The 19,267-nt window shown below is 62.2% G+C and carries 15 protein-coding genes; 10 read left to right on the top strand and 5 right to left on the bottom strand.

Annotated features, from left to right (window positions below):
- Position 1 precedes the first annotated feature (1 nt).
- Positions 2 to 1,330, top strand: a complete 1,329-nt coding sequence (locus tag VFW93_RS17875; protein ID WP_329695306.1) for a sensor histidine kinase — start codon at positions 2 to 4, stop codon at positions 1,328 to 1,330.
- On the opposite strand, the gene ispF is transcribed toward VFW93_RS17875, so the two are convergent.
- Positions 1,331 to 1,819, bottom strand: a complete 489-nt coding sequence (ispF, locus tag VFW93_RS17870) for a 2-C-methyl-D-erythritol 2,4-cyclodiphosphate synthase (RefSeq protein WP_290675417.1) — start codon at positions 1,817 to 1,819, stop codon at positions 1,331 to 1,333.
- A gap of 320 nt (positions 1,820 to 2,139) precedes the next feature.
- On the opposite strand from ispF, the gene VFW93_RS17865 reads away from it, so the two are divergent.
- From VFW93_RS17865 to VFW93_RS17855, 3 genes are all read left to right on the top strand, one after another.
- Positions 2,140 to 3,342: an ammonium transporter gene (locus VFW93_RS17865; protein WP_329695305.1), complete on the top strand. Its 1,203-nt coding sequence runs from the start codon at positions 2,140 to 2,142 to the stop codon at positions 3,340 to 3,342.
- A 134-nt stretch (positions 3,343 to 3,476) separates the two neighbouring features.
- Positions 3,477 to 3,845, top strand: a complete 369-nt coding sequence (locus VFW93_RS17860) for a type II toxin-antitoxin system Phd/YefM family antitoxin (protein WP_329695304.1) — start codon at positions 3,477 to 3,479, stop codon at positions 3,843 to 3,845.
- 121 nt (positions 3,846 to 3,966) lie between these two features.
- A complete protein-coding gene (locus VFW93_RS17855; RefSeq protein ID WP_329695303.1) occupies positions 3,967 to 4,734 on the top strand; it encodes a zeta toxin family protein in 768 nt (255 codons plus the stop codon).
- On the opposite strand, the gene ispD is transcribed toward VFW93_RS17855, so the two are convergent.
- On the bottom strand, positions 4,679 to 5,431 hold the full coding sequence (gene ispD, locus VFW93_RS17850) for a 2-C-methyl-D-erythritol 4-phosphate cytidylyltransferase (protein WP_329695302.1): 753 nt from the start codon (positions 5,429 to 5,431) through the stop codon (positions 4,679 to 4,681). The two genes, VFW93_RS17855 and ispD, sit on opposite strands and share 56 nt — an antisense overlap.
- A gap of 91 nt (positions 5,432 to 5,522) precedes the next feature.
- Here ispD and mfd point away from each other — a divergent pair, with 91 nt between their 5' ends.
- Both mfd and VFW93_RS17840 read left to right on the top strand, forming a co-directional pair.
- Positions 5,523 to 9,008 carry a transcription-repair coupling factor gene (mfd, locus tag VFW93_RS17845; protein ID WP_329695301.1) on the top strand — a complete coding sequence of 1,162 codons (3,486 nt, stop codon included), beginning with the start codon at positions 5,523 to 5,525 and terminating at the stop codon, positions 9,006 to 9,008.
- A 39-nt stretch (positions 9,009 to 9,047) separates the two neighbouring features.
- The gene (locus VFW93_RS17840) at positions 9,048 to 10,223 is read left to right on the top strand and encodes a methyltransferase domain-containing protein (RefSeq protein ID WP_329695300.1); all 1,176 of its coding nucleotides are present in this window, start codon (positions 9,048 to 9,050) and stop codon (positions 10,221 to 10,223) included.
- Here the strand turns inward: VFW93_RS17840 and VFW93_RS17835 are convergent.
- Both VFW93_RS17835 and VFW93_RS17830 read right to left on the bottom strand, forming a co-directional pair.
- Entirely contained in the window at positions 10,192 to 11,871 is a 1,680-nt protein-coding gene (locus VFW93_RS17835; RefSeq protein ID WP_329695299.1) for an NAD(P)/FAD-dependent oxidoreductase, read from the bottom strand. The two genes, VFW93_RS17840 and VFW93_RS17835, sit on opposite strands and share 32 nt — an antisense overlap.
- Positions 11,872 to 11,885: 14 nt before the next feature.
- Positions 11,886 to 12,584, bottom strand: a complete 699-nt coding sequence (locus tag VFW93_RS17830) for a TfoX/Sxy family DNA transformation protein (protein ID WP_329695298.1) — start codon at positions 12,582 to 12,584, stop codon at positions 11,886 to 11,888.
- 90 nt (positions 12,585 to 12,674) lie between these two features.
- On the opposite strand from VFW93_RS17830, the gene serB reads away from it, so the two are divergent.
- Complete coding sequence (serB, locus tag VFW93_RS17825) at positions 12,675 to 13,373, top strand: phosphoserine phosphatase SerB (RefSeq protein WP_329695297.1); 699 nt, start codon at positions 12,675 to 12,677, stop codon at positions 13,371 to 13,373.
- 19 nt (positions 13,374 to 13,392) lie between these two features.
- On the opposite strand, the gene rraA is transcribed toward serB, so the two are convergent.
- Complete coding sequence (rraA, locus tag VFW93_RS17820; protein WP_329695296.1) at positions 13,393 to 13,896, bottom strand: ribonuclease E activity regulator RraA; 504 nt, start codon at positions 13,894 to 13,896, stop codon at positions 13,393 to 13,395.
- A gap of 196 nt (positions 13,897 to 14,092) precedes the next feature.
- On the opposite strand from rraA, the gene VFW93_RS17815 reads away from it, so the two are divergent.
- From VFW93_RS17815 to VFW93_RS17805, 3 genes are all read left to right on the top strand, one after another.
- A complete protein-coding gene (locus tag VFW93_RS17815) occupies positions 14,093 to 15,229 on the top strand; it encodes a glycosyltransferase (protein ID WP_329695295.1) in 1,137 nt (378 codons plus the stop codon).
- A 758-nt stretch (positions 15,230 to 15,987) separates the two neighbouring features.
- Positions 15,988 to 17,616, top strand: coding sequence for a hypothetical protein (locus VFW93_RS17810; protein WP_329695294.1), 1,629 nt, complete (start codon positions 15,988 to 15,990; stop codon positions 17,614 to 17,616).
- A 319-nt stretch (positions 17,617 to 17,935) separates the two neighbouring features.
- Positions 17,936 to 19,258: an MBOAT family O-acyltransferase gene (locus VFW93_RS17805; RefSeq protein ID WP_329695293.1), complete on the top strand. Its 1,323-nt coding sequence runs from the start codon at positions 17,936 to 17,938 to the stop codon at positions 19,256 to 19,258.
- The last annotated feature ends 9 nt before the right edge of the window (positions 19,259 to 19,267 follow it).

Below are 19,267 nucleotides of genomic sequence, written 5' to 3'. Positions count from 1 at the left end.
AATGCCTAGAAAGCGTTTCGCCCTCAGTCTGTTCTGGCGGACGTTCATCCTGCTGGGTCTGCTGCTCACCGCCGGTATCGTCGCGTGGGTGCAGACCTTCAAGGCGCTGGAGTTCGAGCCCCGCTCGGTGCAAGCCGCACAACAGATCGCCAGCCTGGTGAACCTGTCGCGGGCGGCACTGCGCTATGCCGACAGCATCAACCGCGTCACCCTGATCAAGACCCTCTTCGATCAGGAATCGATCGCGCTCAAGCCGCACGAGCCGTCCGACCGCTACGAGCCATTCGAAGTCAACCGCTTCACGCAGGCGATCGGGAAAGAGCTGCGCTCTCGCCTGGGGCCGACCACGATCGTGGCCAGCAGCGTCAACGGCGTACAAGGCCTGTGGGTGGGCTTCCAGATCGAGAAGGACAACTACTGGCTGCAGGCGGATGGCAACCGCGTCGCGCCCATGACCGGGCGAACGTGGTTCATCTGGGTGGGCATCGCGCTGATCGCGACCATGCTGGGTTCGGCCGTGATCGCGCGCCTGATCAACCAGCCGCTCAAGGAGCTGTCGTTTGCCGCCAGCCGAATACGCGAGGGCGAGTACGACTCGGTGCTGGATGAATCCATGATCACCCGCGAGATCCGCGAGGTGAACCAGGGCTTCAACCGCATGGCGCGCGAGTTGGCCAAGGTCGACGAAGACCGCGCGGTGATGCTGGCCGGCATTTCGCATGACCTGCGCACGCCACTGGCCCGCCTGCGCCTGGAGGCCGAGATGAGCGTGGTGGACGAAGAGGCCAAGCGCAACATCGCCGCCGACATCGACCAGCTCGACGCCATCATCGACAAGTTCATGGACTACGCCCGCCCGGGCAATGTCGAACTGATGCCGGTGCATGTGTCGTCGGTGGTGGACAAATCGATCAGCCAGTTCCGCGACACCAAGCGCATCCGCATCACGGCCAAGCTGCCCATCGACACCAAGGTGATGGCAGACGAAACCGAACTCAGCCGCGTGCTGACCAACCTGTTCGAGAATGCGCGCCGTTATGGCCGCAACACCTACACAGGCGTGACCAATGTGGACGTGAGCTACACGCGCTCAGGCTCGTGGGTGATCCTCAGCGTGCGGGACCATGGCCCGGGCGTGGCGGCGGAAAAGCTGTCTCAGCTGACCACGCCCTTCTTCCGGGGTGATGCGGCGCGTACGGCTGCCACAGGTGCCGGCCTCGGCCTGGCCATCGTGGAGAAGGCATTGCAGCGCATGGGTGGCGGTTTCGAGATCGCCAACGCACCGGGCGGTGGCCTGGTTGCGCACATCAAGCTCAAGCGCGCGCCCTGATCAGGGCTTGAGCAACAGGCAGACGGCGCGTGCCTCGATGGCACGCCCCTCTCCTACCGGGCCCATCTTCTCGGCCGTCTTGGCCTTCACATTCACGGCATCAGGCGCCAGATCCAGGGCCTGCGCAATACGCTCGCGCATCAGCGGAATGTGAGGCGCCATCTTGGGCGCCTGGGCCACGATGGTGGTGTCCACATTGCCAATCTGCCAGCCCTCGGCCATCACGCGCCGCGCGGCCTCCTTGAGCAGCACGATGGAATCGGCGCCCTTGAACTGCGGGTCGGTATCCGGGAAGTGCCGGCCGATGTCGCCCATGCCTGCCGCGCCCAACAACGCGTCCGTGATGGCGTGCAGCAAGGCATCGGCATCCGAGTGCCCGAGCAAACCGTGCGTGTGAGGAATGGTGACGCCGCCCAGGATCAATGGACGACCTGTGACCAGGGCATGGGTATCCCACCCCTCTCCGACGCGAATGACTGGCAAGGACATGTTGGTGACGCTTCAAATGTGAATGACGCAGCCCGTATTGTCCTGCGGAATGAAGCGCGCCCATGCGCCAGTCCTGCTGGCGTCAGGCCTTGAGGGGGCTGCCCGCCTCGCCATGAATGCACCAACATGGTTCGGCAACATTCGCACCAGTGGCGCCAGGCACCAAGTTTGCGCACCACATTGCACTGTGGATGCACGAAATCAAACCAAACCGCCCCAAATTCAGGCACGCATATTGCTTACTTATGGTGCGTATTGACCCAGGACGCAGCATGCGATTCATTTCGGTGCGGCGTCGTGTTCTTTTTGAAAGTCAAAGAATGGACCAACTCAAACAAGGCGCGGATGCGCTGTTTATCCTTCTGGGCGCCGTGATGGTGCTGGCGATGCACGCGGGCTTCGCCTTTCTTGAACTCGGCACCGTGCGTGGCAAGAACCAGGTGAACGCCCTGGTCAAGATCCTGGTGGATTTCTGCGTATCGACCCTCGTCTACTTCTTCGTGGGCTACACGATCGCTTATGGCGTCGACTTTTTCGTGGGTGCAGGCACCCTGGCTCAGAACAACGGTTATGCCCTGGTCAAGTTCTTCTTCCTGCTGACCTTTGCGGCGGCCATCCCCGCCATCATCTCGGGCGGCATTGCCGAGCGCGCCAAGTTCGGCCCTCAACTGATCGCCACGGCGGTGATCGTGGGCGTGTTCTACCCCCTGTGCGAAGGCGCCGTGTGGAACAACAAGTTCGGCTTCGAGGATTGGCTGCAGAACCTGACCGGCGGCCAGTTGCATGACTTCGCCGGCTCCGTGGTGGTTCACGCCTTTGGTGGCTGGATCGCCCTGCCTGCCGTGCTGATCCTGGGGGCCCGCCGCAACCGCTACCGCAAGGATGGCGCCATGTCGGCTCACCCGCCTTCGAGCATCCCCTTCCTCGCTTTGGGTTCCTGGATCCTGGCGGTGGGCTGGTTCGGCTTCAATGTGATGAGCGCCCAGACGATCGACAAGATCTCCGGCCTGGTGGCCGTGAACTCGCTGATGGCCCTGGTGGGCGGCACCCTGGTGGCCGTGCTGATGGGCAAGAATGACCCCGGCTTTGCCTACAACGGCCCCCTCGCTGGCCTGGTGGCCGTCTGCGCTGGCTCGGACATCATGCACCCCGCCGGCGCGCTGGTGGTGGGTGCGATTGCCGGCGCTATCTTCGTGATCATGTTCACCCTGGTCCAGAACAAGTGGAAGATCGACGACGTGCTGGGTGTCTGGCCCCTGCACGGTCTGTGCGGCACCTGGGGCGGCATCGCAGCCGGCATCTTTGGCCAGACGGCACTGGGTGGCGCAGGCGGCGTCAACATGGGTGCCCAGATCGTGGGCACCCTGTGCGTGTTGGCGCTGGCGCTGGTGACCGGTGTGCTGGTCTACGGCATCCTGAACAAGGTGATGGGCTTGCGCCTGTCGCACGAGGAAGAATACGAAGGCGCCGACCTGTCCCTGCACCGCATCAAGGCCACGCCGGAACAGGAAGTCTCCTGGTAATCGGACAACCACGACCCTTTTGCACGCAAGCCCGGCCCCCAGCCGGGCTTTTTTCATGGCGCGATCATGCTCACGAACTGGACATATTGGCCGAAATGGCTAAAATGGCCATCAGCATCGAAACAGAGGCAATCATGACCGCGCTAACTTTGCGTAATCCTCGTGGCGAGGATGTCCCGGTGACCGAGTTTTCAGCCACTGAAGCCAAAAACAGTTTTGGCCGCGTGCTGGATGCCGCGTCCAGCCAGGGCATGGTGGCCATCACCAAACGGGATCGCACCACGGCTGTGGTGCTGTCCCTGGATGCGTATCAGGCCCTGCTGGGTGCGCAAGCCAAACCGCTGGACACGCTCAGCCACGAGTTTGATGCCCTGCTGCAACGCATGCAGGCTCCCGCCTCACGCGATGCCATGATGGATGCGTTTGATGCCGATCCGGCCGAACTGGGCCAGGCCGCCGTGGCGGCAGCCAAGCCTGCACGTGCCGCCTCACGCCACAGCTGAAGCACGGTCCACCACGGTCAGTTGATCATCACTGACAGCCCTCGTCACGATGGGCGCAGGTCTGCGCATCGCTTTCAAGCACGGTGCGGGACAACCACATACAAACTCAGAGAGACAGCCCGTGGCCAAAACTGCCCACGTTCCCCGACTTTTTGTTCTGGCCGGCACCAATGGCGCAGGCAAGAGCAGCATTGGCGGCGCCACCATCCGGTCACGCGGCGGGGAGTACTTCAACCCGGATGAAGCCGCGGCCCGCATTCGCCAGGCCCAACCACACCTGAGTGCCACGCAGGCCAACAGCGCGGCCTGGCACGAAGGCAAGCGCCTGCTGCAACATGCCATTGCCAAGGGCCTGGACTACAACTTCGAGACCACGCTGGGCGGCAAGAGCTTTGCCGCCTTGCTCAAGCAGGCGGCCGCCGGTGGCTTTGAAGTCCGCATCTGGTATGTGGGGTTGGCCAGCCCGGAACACCACCTGGCACGCGTCAAGGCACGCGTCAAAAAGGGTGGGCACGATATCCCCGAAGCCGATATCCGTCGGCGCTTCGATCAAAGCCGCCTGCAGTTGATCGAGCTGTTGCCGCATCTGGCTGAACTGCGCGTCTACGACAACAGCGACGAAGCCGACCCGCATCAAGGCAAGGCCCCGAAACCCAGGCTCGTGCTGCACTGGGTTCAAGGTCAGGCCACAGGCGCGCGCAAGGTCCAGGCCAGCGTGCTGGTGCCCGCTTCGGCTCAAGCCTTGATGGCCACGCCGGAATGGGCCAAACCCGTGGTGATGGCGGCCCTCAAGCTGCAATCAGACGCGCAGACGGTGCCCGACACCGAGGCATTCAAGGACGCGTCGACAGCAAGCGTTCGGCCAAAGCGAAATCGCCCGGCCAAGTGACCTTGAAGTTGTCATACGCCCCCGGGATCAGCCTGGGTTGATGCCCCAGGATCTCGACGGCGCTGGCCTCATCGGTGATGGCGGCAGCCGTTGCCGGATCCGACAGGGCCAACAACAAGGCTGGCCGCAACAGGCCCAGGCGGAACATCTGCGGCGTCTGCGCGGCCCACTTGCCTGCACGGTCCACGGTGCCTTGAACCCGGGCCTCGCCCTGATCACCCACGGCCGCCGACTTCAAGGTGTCAGCCAAGGGCAAGGCCAGCAAGCCCCCCACCTCATCGTCTTCGCAGGCGTCAATCAGGCGATCGACCCAATCGGGCTGGATCAGGCAGCGGGCCGCATCGTGCACCAGCACCCAGTCATGGGGCTGCGCGCCCCGCACCAGCAACTCGTTGAGGCCATTGGCCACGCTTTCGGCACGTGAGGCCCCGCCCACACGCGCCACCCAGCCCTTGGCACCCTCGAAGCCGGGCACGTGTTGGCCGAACACGGCGTCATCAGGTGACAGCACCACCAGTGTGGCCTCGATGCGTGCCACGGCACCCAGGGCCGCCAGCGTGTGCGCCACCACAGCCTGCCCCGCCACGGGGTGATACTGCTTGGGGCCGCCAACGCCCGCCCGCTCCCCTACCCCCGCACATGGGACAAGGGCGTAACAACGTGCTTTGAATTCGTGAGAAGCAATCGTGAGTGACATGGGGGGATTGTCGCCCACCTAAAATGCACGACTGAATCTGGATCACACGCCCGGCCACCCTCGTGACCGGGCGCTTTGTCATTTCTGCGCCATGCTGCCTGCCCTGCCCCTGCCTTCCATTGCTCCCGGCAAACGCTACACCGTTCCCCGCCCAGCGGGTTCGGGCGATGCGCTGCTGCTGGCTCGTTTTGCCCAAAGCCGCAAGGCCCAGGGGCAGATCACGGCGGTGATGACGGCCGACCCGGCAGACGCCCAACGCCTGCTCGATGAGATCGCCTTCTTCGTGCCGGACCTGCGCTGCGCCATCTTCCCGGACTGGGAAACGCTGCCCTACGACACGTTCTCGCCGCACCAGGACTTGATCTCGGAGCGCCTGGCCACGCTGTGGCGCATTCAGCAAGGCGTCAAGACGGACACGGGTGTGGACGTCGTGCTCTTGCCCGCCACCACGGCGCTCACCCGCCTGTCGCCCCCCTCTTTCCTGGCGGCCTACACCTTCCATTTCAAACAGAAGCAGAAGCTCAATGAAGCCGCGCTGAAGTCACAGTTGACGCTGGCGGGCTACACGCATGTGAGCCAGGTGGTGTCGCCTGGTGAGTACGCCGTGCGCGGCGGCCTGATCGACCTTTACCCGATGGGCTCGCTGGTGCCCTACCGTGTGGACCTGTTTGGTGACGAGATCGACTCCATCCGCACCTTCGATCCGGACTCGCAACGCAGCCTCTACCCCGTGCCCGAAGTTCGCCTGCTGCCAGGCCGCGAGTTCCCGATGGACGAAGCGGCACGTGGCGCCTTCCGCAGCCGCTGGCGCGAACGCATCGAGGGCGACCCGACCAAGTCCCGCATCTACAAGGACATCGGCAGCGGCGTGGCCACGGCGGGCATCGAGTACTACCTGCCCCTGTTCTTCGACGAAACCTCCACGCTGTTCCACCACCTGGGCGAACAGGCCGTGATCGTGATGCACGGCGAGGTGGACGAGGCCCTGAAGCGCTTCTGGACCGAAACCAGAGAGCGCCACCGCTTCCTGCAGCACGACCCCGAGCGCCCTCTGCTGCCACCCGAAGACCTCTTCCTCAAGGTAGAAGACTTCTTCACCCTGGCCAATGCGCATGCCCAACTGGCCGTGCGCGGCACCGAGCCTACAGAGTGGGCCCGCCCCTTACCTGACCTGAGTGTGGAGCGCGGTGGCCAGGACCCGCTGCGCAAGCTCGAACAACACATCGGCAAGACCGACCAGATCGGCCAGCGCGTGCTGGTCGTGGCCGAGAGCGCAGGCCGCCGCGAAAGCCTGATGGAGTTGCTGCGCGACCACCGCATCAACCTGCCCAGCATCGACACGCTGCAGGCCTTTGTGGACAGCGACCATCGCCATGCGATCACGGCCGCCCCCCTGGCTGCCGGCTTCATCTGGAACGACCCGGCCAACGCCAAGGCTGGCATCCAGTTCGTCACCGAAACCGAGCTGTTCGACGCCACGCCCACCACGCGCCGGCGCCGCAAGTCCGAGCAGGTCACCGATCTGGATTCGCTCATCAAGGACCTGAGCGAGCTGAATGTGGGCGACCCTGTGGTGCACAGCAACCACGGCATCGGCCGCTACCAGGGCCTGATCAACCTCGATCTGGGCGATGGCCCTTCCGAGTTCCTGCACCTGGAATACGCCGACAAGGCCGTGCTGTATGTACCGGTGTCGCAACTGCACCTGATCAGCCGCTACACCGGCGTCAGCGCAGACGAAGCACCGCTGCACAAGCTGGGCTCGCCCCAATGGGACAAGGCCAAGCGCAAGGCCGCCGAGCAGGTACGCGACACCGCTGCCGAACTGCTCAATCTGTATGCACGTCGTGCCGCACGTGAAGGCTTTGCCTTCCGCTTCTCGGCGCAGGATTACGAAGCTTTCGCCGCCAGCTTCGGCTTTGAAGAAACGGCCGATCAGCGCGCCGCCATCCACGCCGTCATCCAGGACATGATCAGCCCTCGCCCCATGGACCGCCTGGTCTGCGGTGACGTGGGCTTCGGCAAGACCGAAGTGGCCTTGCGTGCGGCGTTTGTGGCCGTCACCGGTGGCAAACAGGTCGTGCTGCTGGCGCCCACCACCTTGCTGGCCGAACAGCATTACCAGAACATCTCCGACCGCTTCTCGCAGTGGCCCGTGAAGGTGGCCGAGATGTCGCGCTTCCGCTCGGCCAAGGAAATCAAGGCCGCCATGCAGGGCCTGGCAGACGGCACGATCGACATCGTCATCGGCACGCACAAACTGCTGAGCGACACGGTCAAGTTCAAACGCCTGGGCCTGCTGATCATCGACGAAGAACACCGCTTCGGGGTGCGCCACAAGGAAGCCATCAAGGCCATGCGCGCCGACATCGACGTGCTCACGCTCACGGCCACCCCCATCCCGCGTACGCTGGGCATGGCGATGGAAGGCCTGCGTGATCTGTCCGTCATCGCCACCGCCCCACAACGCCGCCTGGCCATCAAGACTTTCGTGAGATCCGAAAGCAGCAACACCATCCGAGAGGCCGTGCTGCGTGAGTTGAAGCGTGGCGGCCAGGTCTACTTCCTGCACAACGAAGTGGAGACCATCGAGAACCGGCGTGACAAGCTCACCGAACTCATCCCCGAAGCCCGCATCGCCATCGCCCACGGCCAGATGCCCGAGCGCGAGCTGGAACGCGTGATGCGCGACTTCGTGGCCCAGCGCCACAACGTGCTGCTGTGCTCGACCATCATCGAAACCGGCATCGACGTGCCCTCGGCCAACACCATCGTGATCAGCCGCGCCGACAAGTTCGGCCTGGCGCAGTTGCACCAGTTGCGTGGCCGCGTGGGCCGCTCCCACCACCAGGCTTATGCCTATCTGATGGTGCCCGACATCGAAGGGCTGACCAAGCAGGCCGCCCAACGCCTGGACGCCATCCAGAACATGGAAGAGCTGGGTTCCGGCTTCTACCTGGCCATGCACGATCTGGAGATCCGCGGCGCCGGTGAGGTGCTGGGCGACAACCAGAGCGGCAACATGATGGAAGTGGGCTTCCAGCTCTACAACGAGATGCTGGGCGAAGCCGTGCGCGCGCTCAAGTCAGGCAAGGAACCCGACCTGCTGTCGCCATCGGGCCTGTTTGGCAGCAACACCGACATCAACCTGCATGCGCCCGCCCTGCTGCCTGACGCCTACTGCGGCGATGTGCATGTGCGACTGAGCCTGTACAAGCGCCTGGCCACCGCCGATTCGCTCGACAAGATCGAGACCATGCTGGAAGAAATCGTGGACCGCTTCGGCAAGCTGCCCCCACAGGCCCAGGCCCTGTTCGACACGCACAAGCTGCGCCTGCAGGCCAAGCCTTATGGCGTGATCAAGATCGACGCCGCACCCGGCATCATCAACATCACCTTCCGCCCCAACCCGCCCGTGGAGCCCCTGCGCATCATCGAGCTGGTGCAGAAGAACAAGCAGATCAAACTGGCTGGCAACGACAAGCTGCGGATTGAAAAAGCGCTGTCGGATCCGAAGGACCGCGCCCAGTACGTGCGCGATCTGCTGCGAACCTTAGGGCAACCCATCAAAAACTGATGCCAAAGGCTGTTGGATACTTTTTCGTGGAGAACAGCCATGAAAAGTCGAAACCAGCCCCATATATTTGCGGCCAGGCCGGCCGCACCGCGCCCCACTGGATCCAGCCAGCTTGAACGGCAGATTGCCATCACCCTGTACCACCAGTCGAATTTCACCGAACTGGAACGTTACGCCCGAGACCTGAGCACACGCTACCCCAACGACGGCTTTGGCTGGAAGTTACTGGGGGCGGCGCTCCAGCAACTCGGTCGCACGTCGGAAGCACTGTGGCCCATGCAACAGGCCGCTTCGCTGGCGCCGATGGACTGGGAAGCCTTCAACAATCTGGGCAGCACACACAGGGCCATGGGTAACATGGCCTACGCGGATGCCTGCTACCGACGCGCCATCGAACTCAAGCCGGACTTTGCGGAGGCCATCAGCAACCTCGCAGAGGTCGTCCGCGGGCAGGGCAATCAGGCCGAGGCACTGACCCTGTTCCAGCGGCTTCTTGAACTCCGCCCGGACGACGGCTACGCCCAGCACATGGTCGACATGCGGCGCAACCACACGACACCCCAGGCACCGGCCCTGTACGTCACCAAGGTCTTCAACGACTACGCCGACAACTTTGACAAGCACCTTCAAGGCGAGTTGCACTATGAAGTGCCCGCGCACCTGACCGAATTGATCCAGGCGCATGCGGCGCCGCCAGCAGAGAAATGGGATGTCCTGGATCTGGGGTGCGGCACCGGTTTGGTCGCAGCCAGCATCGCGCCGCTGACCAGAAAGCTCGTCGGGGTGGACCTGTCCAGCCGGATGCTGGACAAGGCCCGATCCAGAAGCCTCTATCAGCGACTGGAGTGCGCCGAGATCCACAGCATGCTGCAGGCAGAACCCGAGGCCAGCTACGACCTCATCACCTGTGCGGACGTGTTCATCTACATTGGCAAACTGGATGAACTCATCGGACAAGCCAGACGGGTACTGCGCCCGCAAGGCTTGCTGGCCTTTTCCATCGAGGCGCTGAGCAACGACGATGGGCAAACGGATTCAGCCACGGACGATACCCCGTATCGCCTTGAGCGAACCGGCCGCTACAGCCAGTCTCCTGCGTACATGTCGGCGCTGGCGCAAGGCCATGGCTTCGAGATCGTGGCCATGCAGCCGACCGTGCTCAGGTTGGAAGGCGCCACACCAGTCAAAGGCTATCTGGGCCTCTGGCGGCGCTGACTCCCAGGATCGCGACGCCCACCGCTTCAGCCACCTCGATGCCATCAACCCCGGCGGACATGATGCCGCCTGCATACCCCGCACCTTCACCGGCGGGATACAGGCCCTTGACATTGAGGCTCTGGTAGTCGCGACCACGCGTGATGCGCAATGGCGATGAAGTGCGCGTTTCAACACCCGTGAGCATGGCGTCAGGCATGGAGAAGCCCTTGATCTGCTTTTCGAACGCAGGCAGGGCTTCGCGGATGGCGGCCAGGGCGTAGTCCGGCAGGCTGCCGTTACCCGGCTGCGCCAGATCGGTCAGCGTCACGCCGGGCTTGTAGGACGGCATCACGTTGCCCAGCACCTTGCTGCGCTGCCCCTTGATGAAGTCACCCACGAGTTGCCCGGGCGCCATGTAGCCGCCCTCGCCCAGCTCATACGCACGCGACTCCCAGAAGCGTTGAAAGGCGATGCCATCGAGCGGGTTCACAGGACCTTCGTGCAGACCATCCTGTCGATAGTCCTGCGGCGAGATGCCCACCACGATGCCCGCGTTGGCGTTGCGCTCGTTGCGCGAATACTGGCTCATGCCATTGGTGACCACACGGTTCGGTTCAGACGTGGCCGCCACCACCGTGCCGCCTGGGCACATGCAGAAGCTGTAGACCGCACGGCCGTTGCTGGCATGGTGGACCAGCTTGTAATCCGCCGCGCCCAGGATCTCGTTACCTGCGTTGGGACCGAAGCGCGCCTTGTCGATGATGCTTTGCGGATGCTCCACGCGGTAACCGATCGAAAACGGCTTGGCCTCCATGTAGACGCCGCGCTCATGCAGCATCTTGAAGGTGTCGCGCGCACTGTGTCCCAGCGCCAGCACCACATGATCAGCCTCGATCTGCTGGCCGCCTTCCAGGGTCACGCCACGCACCTGCCCCTGGTCGATCATCACGTCCGTGACGTGGTGCTGAAAGCGAATCTCGCCGCCCAGCGCCTCGATATCGGCGCGCATCTTCTCGACCATGCTCACCAGCCGGAAGGTGCCGATGTGAGGCTTGGCCACGTACAGGATCTCTTCAGGTGCACCAGCCTTGACGAACTCGGTCAGCACCTTGCGTGTCAGATGACGTGGATCGCTGATCTGGCTGTAGAGCTTGCCGTCCGAGAAGGTGCCGGCACCGCCTTCGCCAAACTGCACATTGGATTCCGGGTTGAGCTCGCTTTGACGCCACAGCCCCCAGGTGTCCTTGGTGCGCTGACGCACCTCCTTGCCGCGCTCCAGCACGATCGGGCGCAAACCCATCTGCGCCAGGATCAAGGCCGCGAAGATCCCGCAGGGGCCGAAGCCAATCACGATGGGGCGCTTTTCCTGGCGGAAGTCGGCTGGCGCATGGCCCAGGAACTTGTAGCTGGTGTCCGGCGTCGGACGGATGTGCTGATCCTGGCCCAGACGCTTGAACAGCCCCTGCTCGACGTCACTGCTGGTGAAAGCGCAGTCCACGGTGTAGATCAGCACGATGGCCGTCTTCTTGCGCGCGTCGTAGCTGCGCTTGAAAACAGTGAAGTTCTGGAGTTGTGCGTCCTTGATCCCCAGTCGCTTGACGATGGCAGGACGCAAGTCGCCCTCGGCGTGGTTCAGGGGCAGGCGCAGTTCGGTGATTCGCAGCATAGGCGCGGATTATCTCAAAGCATGTGCCGCTGCACGTCCTCCAGCGCCATCAACAAACTCGCACGCTCCGTGTCGGCCACCACTTTCCAATCCCGATCCGTCAACGCCCCCTCCAGGGCCCACAACAGGTTCAGGCTGGCCTGGGGGCAAACCGCCTTGGTGCGGGCATAGGCGACCACGGCGCCCAGGCGTCGCAAATCCTCGTCGTGCACGATACCGGCCTTGGCCAGCATCTCCTGGCTCTTGGGCCCGAGGTTTCTCATCATGGAAACGGACGAATCGACCGCGCCGGCAGCCTGAGCTTCAGGCGTGACAGGCGTATCAAGCCGTACAGACTTTCTCGCCCGCGAAGCCGGCATCTTCCTGTTTTGCTGCCGCACCGCGCAGTCGTAAGCCAACCTGGCCCAGGTCGCCATGTGCGCGGGCTCGTCATAAGCCTCGGGCGGTGCCTCGCAGTAGCGCAACGAGGCCGTGCGCCCCTTGGATTCATAACTGAAACGCGCCAGGCCGCGCTGCGCAAACAGAGGCTCGGACTCGTCGTCTACCTTGAAATACAAGGTGTCCTCGATCAGGATGGCGAACATCAGCCCGTCCCGGTAGACCCCGAAGCCGCCAAACATGCGCCGGGCCTGAACCGGCGCCCAGGCCGCCATCAACTCCACGATGAAGTTGGCAAATTCCTGTTTGCGAATGGAAGAAGTGGCGCCAGACATGTCGCCAGCATATGCGCGAGCTGCAAGGCGGGGATAATCCCCCCTTTTCGCCAGCCTTGCGCCACACCGATCGCGCCAGACCGTACCGCCATGTCCGCCACAGAATTCGCCCCCGGCCTCGTCATCCAAGGTTTCACGCCTGCTCTGAGCCTGTCGTCTTTCAAGGCCATCGCCTTCGACATGGACTCCACGCTCATCAGCATCGAGTGCATCGATGAAATCGCCGATGCCGTGGGCAAGAAGGCCGAAGTGGCCGCCATCACCGAAGCGGCGATGCGAGGCGAAATCACGGATTTCAAGGACAGCCTGCGCCGCCGCGTGGCCCTGCTCAAGGGCGTGCCGGCTGAAGCCCTGCAAGAGGTCTACACGCAGCGCCTGAAGATCAACCCGGGCGCGCCCGAGTTGATCAACGCCGCCAAGGCCGCGGGCCTGCAGACCCTGCTGGTCTCCGGCGGCTTCACCTACTTCGCAGATCGGGTCAAGGAGCGCCTGGGCATGCACGAGGCCCACTCCAACACCCTGGCCATCGAAGGCGGCCTGCTGACAGGTGAGGTGCTGGGCGACATCGTCGACGGCGAGGCCAAGAAGCAGCACCTGCTGGCACTGTGCGCCCGCATTGGCTGCGACCCCAGGCAATCGATCGCCGTGGGCGACGGTGCCAACGATCTGTTGATGATGGGGGTCTCGGGCCTGAGCGTGGCCTACCACGCCAAGCCCAAGGTGCGCGAACAAGCCATGATCGCCATCAACGAAGGCGGACTGGATCGCGTGCTGGAGGTCGTTCGCTGAAGGACCTCCTCGGACAGGATCAGGCCTTGGGCTTGTCCATGATGACAATGCCATCCTCGTCGGCATACAGCCAGTCACCGGGGCGCACCCAGACGCCCTGGATCTGCACGGCGATGTCCTTCTGACCTTCGTTGCGCTTTTCGGTGGGCAAAGGCATCAGGCCCAGCGCACGGATGCCTACATCGCACTCGGCCAGTTCGGCGGAATCACGGACGCAACCATCCACGATCACGCCAGCCCAGCCATTCTTCGCTGCGGCCTTGCCGAGGTTGCCGCCGACCAGCGCGCGACGCACCGAGGCCCCACCGTCCACCACCAGCACGCGGCCCAGGCCCGGCGAGTCAACAGCCGCCTTGACCAGGGTGTTGTCCTCGAAACATTTCACCGTGGCCACCTGGCCCGAAAACTTGATGCGCTTGCCATAGTCCTTGAACACAGGTGGCAGCACGCGAAATGCGCCATCGCTGTCGTTCTTGTGCTCGTCGCACAGGTCGCAAGTTGCAAAATTGGTCGCCATCGACATCTCCGTCCAGATCACAAATTATTGCCCGCCGGGCTCAAGCAGCCCGTTCATGCCACAATCGCGCAGACCTTATCTGCCACGGCCTGTGGGTTTGCCGGGTCATTCTATCGCCTCCGTTCTGACGTACAGAGCCTAACCCCTCGTATTCAACGCAATGCCCCGCCGCCGTATCGCCCTGGTCACTCCGATACTCCCGATGCCCTACGATCAAACTCGAGGGCGTTTTATTTACGAAACCGCCAAATCACTGTCCAAACTGGCGGACGTGAAGGTATTTCTGCCCCAGGCTCGCTACCCCAAGCTGTCGATGCTGCGCCCCCGCACCTACGTGTACGGCGACCTGTCGGACAACTACAGCCTGCCTGATCTGGATGTCGATGCCTTCTCGTACCCAGCCCTGCCCGTGGTATCACGCGGGCTCAATGGTGTGGTCATCAGTCGCCAATTGACACCCAGAATTCGCGCCTTCAAACCGGACATTGTCATTGGTTACTGGGTATATCCGGACGGCCATGCCGCATTACGCAGTGCACGCGCACTGGGCGTGCCTTGCGTGATTGGCGCCCTGGGTTCGGACATTCACGTCCGTCAGGGCATCAATACCATGATGACACGGCATACCCTGAAACACTGTGACTCGGTGATTGTGGTCAGCGATGCCATGCGCCATTATGCGGCGGACAAATACGGCACCAATCCGGACAAGATTCACGTCATCGTCAATGGCTTCAATACCGAAGTATTTCAATTGCGTGACAAGTCAACCGCTCGCGGCGCATTGAATATTCCTCAGAATTCGGAGGTCATTGCCTATGTGGGCCGTTTCATCGAAGCCAAAGGCCTGATCGAACTGGTGACATCTTTCGGGGATATGGCCCGAACGCGCCCCAATTTGCGTCTTGCCCTGATAGGTTCAGGTGTACTGGAAGATCGACTGAAAGCCTTGCTGAGCGAAAAACAATTGCTGGACAAGGTTTTTCTGCCGGGCGGATTGCAACCGGTTCAGGTCGCGCAATGGCTTGCCGCCAGTGACGTGCTCACCCTGCCCAGCTGGTCTGAAGGGTATCCAAACGTTGTGGTGGAGGGGGTGGCCTGCGGTCGTCCCGTGGTGGCCACCGACGTCGGCGGCACCCGAGAAATTCTCCACAAAAACAATGGCATTCTCATTCCACCGAAGAATGTCGAAGCACTGACCCAGGCTCTCAAGCAGGCGCTGGATACGCCCTGGGATCATCAGGCGATTGCCAGCGGCATACGCCGTAGCTGGGATGACGTCGCCAGCGAAACCCTGAACGTGTGCGAACAACTGATCCAGAGGAGCCATCGGAAATAGTGCTTTTGGCCGTTCACGCCATGCCTCCATCGGCAATTGAATCAAGTTGCATCAATTAGCCCCCATCCCGGGGATTGCGCATCGTGAAACAAGGCGGCAAAACCACAAAACAATTTGTGAGTTAATGCGCACCCGGTCCGAAATCCAATAGATGTAATTCTCGAAATGCGGGGGTATTCCCTCCCAGTTCTCGAGATCAACCCCAACACCTCCGATACGACTGCATACAAATGCGTGCGAGCAGCGATCGAAATCTTGAATAAAGTTCGCTTCATTGATGAACGTCGTGTCCACCCGAGAGGTACACCTTGAAACTGTTGTCCAGCACCACCCAGATTGGGTCCATCGAGAAACTGTCCCCCTCCACGCTCCAGGAGCGTCTGAAGTTCATCAATAGCTGCATCGCCGTCATGAGCCTGAGCGCAGCTGTTGTGGGCTGCGGTGGCGGAGGCGGCGCCGACTCCACCAGCACAGCGGCTCTGAACACAGCCACACAGCCCAGCACCTCGGCAGGCGTGCCTGACCCCGTTCCTGCTCCGGCCCCAGCTCCCGCACCGGCGCCAGCGCCTGCACCTGCTCCGGCCCCAGCTCCCGCGCCAGCACCTGCTCCCGCTCCCGCCCCTGCTCCTGCGCCAGCCCCCGCCCCGGCCCCAGCTCCCGCGCCAGCGCCAGCACCTGCTCCAGCCCCCGCGCCAGCTCCGGCGCCCGCCCCTGCTCCAGCCCCCGCGCCTGCAACGCAGCCCCTGGCTACCAACCCGATGCAGTCTCGTGCGTTGCCCAATCTGACACGCATCGAAACACCGACCGCCTGGGATCACAAGGCTGAGTACCCCAGCCGCTCTGCTTGCGGCGCTACAGAGGGCCTGACCTTTGAAGTTGGCCCCGGCAAGGCCTACACAACACCGCGTGACGTGCCATGGATCAGGCTGTTGCCTTGTGACGTGGTCAAGATCTACTACCGTCCCGCAGCCTACAAGGACATCATCTTCATTGGTGCCCGTGGCGAGAAGAACAAGTACATCACCATCATGGGTGTCCCTGGCCCCAATGGCGAGCGCCCCGTGTTCGACGGCGCTGGCGCCATCTCACCACCAGCAACCGGCACCGGCATGTCCTCGGTGTTCGATGGCTTCGGCATGATCATCATCAGCCGCCCCATCAACATCGGCAACGGCCTGACCTCGGCCACCTACGGCTACAAGCCAGGCTACCTGCACATCAAGGGCCTGACGGTTCAGAACGTGCGCACACCGGCCACCTATACATCGCTGTCCGGCACGGTCAAGACCTATGCGTCCTTTACCTCAGGCATCTACGTGGCCCCTGCTGAGCACCTGGCCATCACCGACTGCGAACTGGCCAACAGCGGTATCGGCTTGTTCCTGAAGTCTGACCAGGACTACATGGCACCGGCTCCTGACTACCTGGGTAATGCTCGTCAATCGCGCAATATCCTGGTGCGCAACAACTACTTCCACGACAACGGCATTGACGGCAACACCAGCCTGCACAACGCTTACACGGAAGCGATCGGTACCATCTACGAGCACAACTACTTCGGCCGTCCCAAGGGCACGTCCGCAGACAACATCAAGGACCGCTCGGCCGGCATCATCTTCCGCAACAACTTCATCGACAGCGCGATGCACAACATCTCGCTGCGCGATCCGGAGTCGAACGGCCCCTATGAAGCAATTCAGAAGGACGCCCAGGGCGAAGATCTGGTGAAGTACGCCTTCATCTACAACAACGTGTTCGTCCAGCGCCTGATCGGTGGCAACGGCGGCATCGTGATCGGTCACGGTGATGGCGACTTCGGCTTCCAGAAGCAGTACCGCTACGGCAAGATCTTCTTCTACAGCAACCGTGTGATCTCGAAGTACGACTACCAGATGTACGGTCGTGATGGCGCACCTCTGTTCGAGATGCTCAACTACAACCGTGGCACCGTGGTCAACGCGCTGAACAACCTGATGTACGCCACCTCGGCCACGACAACAGGTACGGCAGCCAACTTCTCGCTGTTCTTCTGGAGTGGTGTGGCGAACTTCCCGACCTTTGTTGACAGCTCAACCAGCACGGTCAAGCCTGCCAACTGGATCAACAAGTACATCGAAGCGATGCCCAACTATGGCAACTATGCATCGTCGCCCAACAACCCCAACCTGTACACCGGCACCAAGTACAACGGCACTGGCCACGATGGGCTGACCAAGCAGACCAACGATCCTGGTTTCAACAACTTCGCTGCTGGCGACTACTCCCTGAAGCCCAGCTCGCCCTTCTACTCCCTGAAGGCGCCGCTGCCGACCGAAGTGACGACACGCTCGCTGACCCCTGCAGGCGAACCAGTGACAAGCCCCTTCACTGCCCCCGCATTGCCCTGACAGGCACAAACAGGCAGACAGGCTGAGTCTCTCAGCCTCTCCGCGAGGAGACCCGACCGAACACCTTGTTCGAGGGTCTCCTCGTTTACTTTGGGGGTCTCCACTTCAACAAGCGGCAGGTTTCGCCGATTAATATCGAGAGGATTACCCTTATCATCGCCGGCTGTCCGAATCGGATGGCCGGCTTACGCCTTGAAGCGCCAACAATAGGGGAGTAAACGACTTGCTGTTCAATTCCGTCGAGTTTCTATTTCTCTTCCTCCCGATTGTTCTGGCGGTTTATTTCTGCCTCCCCCATCGCGGACAAAATGCCTTCCTCGTGCTCGCCAGCTGCGTTTTCTACGCCTGCTGGGATTGGCGCTTCCTGGCTCCGCTGTTGTGCACCACCTCGCTGGACTACTGGATTTCCACCCAGCTGGAAAACAGCCGCGACCCGGTCCAGCGCAAGAAGCTGGTCACCATCAGCGTGGTGGCGAACCTCGCCCTGCTGGGCTTCTTCAAGTACTTCAACTTCTTCGTACAGTCGATGCAAGCCGTGCTGATCCAGCTTGGCTTCCAGCCCGATCTGCAGACGCTCAACATCGTCCTGCCTGTCGCGATCTCCTTCTACACATTCCAGGCGTTGTCCTACACGATCGACGTCTATCGGGGTGAATTGCACCCCACGCGCTCATTCTGGGATTTCTTCCTGGCCGTGCTCTATTTCCCGCACCTCGTGGCAGGCCCCATTCAGCGGGCTTCCCTGCTGCTGCCGCAGGTGGTCCACCCGCGCAAGTTCAATCCGCAACAGGTTGTGGAAGGCCTGCACCTGATGGCCTGGGGCTTCTTCAAGAAGGTCTTCATCGCCGACAACCTATCGCCCATCGTGGACCGGGTGTTCAGCTCACCCAACCCGACTGGTGGTGACACCTTGATTGGCGTGCTGGCCTTCACCTTCCAGATCTATGGCGACTTCTCCGGCTACACGGACATCGCCCGGGGCATTGCCAAGCTGATGGGCTTCGAATTCACCTTGAACTTCAATCTGCCCTATGTTTCCATGAATCCATCGGAGTTCTGGCGTCGCTGGCACATCAGCCTGTCGAACTGGCTGCGCGACTATCTCTACAAGCCCCTGGGTGGCAACCGTCAGGGCAAGTGGATGACCAACCGCAATCTGATGATCACGATGCTGCTCGGGGGGCTGTGGCACGGCGCAGCATGGAACTTCGTCCTGTGGGGCTTCTATCACGGCGCCATCCTGGTGATTCATCGCATCTCGGCCCCGTTTCTGGCGCGCGTGGATGGCCCGGCCCAGCCCGTCAAACCACTGTGGATTGCCATCAAGTGGGCCTCGATGTTCGCGATGACCTGTTACGGCTGGCTGCTGTTCCGCGCCACCTCCATGGAGCAGATCCTGCACATGAGCGCAGCGCTGATGAACCCGCTGGAAGGCCTGGACACGGCCACCTTGAAAACCATCGGATGGATCGTGTCGCCACTGGTCCTGGTTCAGTTGATCCAGTGGCGCACGCATGAACTGTTCTTCCTCAACCCGGTTCGCGTGCACGCAGCGGTTCGCACCGTGGCCTATGCCAGCATGCTCTACATGATCCTGTTCCTCGGCGGCAAGGCGCAGTCCTTCGTTTACTTCCAGTTCTGACAAGGCCGC

Origin of the sequence: Aquabacterium sp. (genome assembly GCF_036279675.1) — a bacterium.
Classification (GTDB): Bacteria; Pseudomonadota; Gammaproteobacteria; order Burkholderiales; family Burkholderiaceae_C; genus Aquabacterium.
Note: the sequence above shows the minus strand (reverse complement) of the source record. Positions and strands in the feature narration are given on the sequence as shown.